Source organism: Campylobacter sp. MIT 97-5078, assembly GCF_006864455.1.
Lineage (GTDB): Bacteria > Campylobacterota > Campylobacteria > Campylobacterales > Campylobacteraceae > Campylobacter_D.
Genome location: NZ_QHLK01000042.1, coordinates 1 through 1182, shown reverse-complemented (window position 1 = coordinate 1182; position 1182 = coordinate 1). Strand labels below are relative to the sequence as shown.

The 1182-nt window shown below is 32.2% G+C and carries 2 protein-coding genes; one reads left to right on the top strand and one right to left on the bottom strand.

What is annotated here, in order from left to right; all coding sequences use genetic code 11:
• On the top strand, positions 1-302 hold a 302-nt coding region (locus tag DMB91_RS08965), incomplete at its 5' end, for a hypothetical protein (protein ID WP_034907228.1).
• A 48-nt stretch (positions 303-350) separates the two neighbouring features.
• Here DMB91_RS08965 and DMB91_RS08730 read toward each other — a convergent pair.
• The gene (locus DMB91_RS08730; protein ID WP_143116921.1) at positions 351-1181 is read right to left on the bottom strand and encodes a hypothetical protein; all 831 of its coding nucleotides are present in this window, start codon (positions 1179-1181) and stop codon (positions 351-353) included.
• Position 1182 lies beyond the last annotated feature (1 nt).

Genomic DNA, 1182 nt, shown 5'->3' with positions numbered 1-1182 from the left:
TTGATTTAAAAAAAATGCTTGAGGAATTAGAAAAGATGATGAAAGAAGCTTTGATGAAAGAATTAGGTCTTACAGGTAATCCTGATAATTATGATTTAAATAGGCTTCAAGCTCAAGCCTCAAGTCAAAACTCATCAGCACAAGATACAAGCTCAAGCACAGATTCAAATTCAGCACAAACCAATTTAACTCAAACAGATAGTTCTTTAAATACCTTTGGTTCTAGTGGGGCTTTAACTTCTCTTGCTTCAAGCATAAAAAGTGATATAACAGCTAATTTAAGTGTTGATAAGAGAGTGTAAAACCCTAAAATCCCCTAAGCAAAAGAATGAACTCTTTTGCTTAAAGCTTTAAAACTTCCTCCACAAACTCAAACCAAACACACTATCAGGTGCAGCAGAACTTCCTCCAAAATTAGCACTTACAGAAATGGCAGTATCTGCATTAATGCTATAAGTAGAGCCTAGACTTAAAGTAGGAATAGAACGCAGTTCAGAGTTTTGATAGCCATTAATCTTTTGTTCTGTTTGAAATCTTTGTTCTGCTCCTAAGTCTAAAGTGATTTTAGGGCTTAAGATAATAGATAAATCTCCACCCACATAGATACTATTTCCATATTCTATTTTAAAGATTTTAAATTGTCTTACTTGATTATAAGCAAAGCCTGTATAAATACTATATACCACAGGATCACTATATCCTCTTAAACTCACTTGCAAACTTTGTGATTTAAGATAAAAGTTTTTGGTTTGATTAATCGCTTTTTCTCTTTGGACTATTGCGGTTTGAAAGCTAAGTTGTGGTATTAAATCTGCAATACTATCAGCTGTATAAATAAAACCTAACCAAAGGCTATCAAAACCTATTCTATTTTTACTAGAATATTCATTTGTGAAAAAGTTTGTATATTCAGCTCTTGCATAACTCCCACCTCCTGAAACAAGTATATCAAATTGAGGTATTATCGTATAAATAAAAGTTTGATTTAAAAAGCCTTGCTTGGTGTCATTCCAAATGGTAGGATCTCCTCCTATTGAAAGATTAGGATAAAGAGAATACGAATTGGCATTGCCTGTGCTAAGTAATGAAAAGCTAGTAATGCTTCTTAAGCCTATTTGCTTTTTAAACAAATTGTCTATATTTAACTCATCGCTAGCAAAAACACAAGTGATTAAAACTATA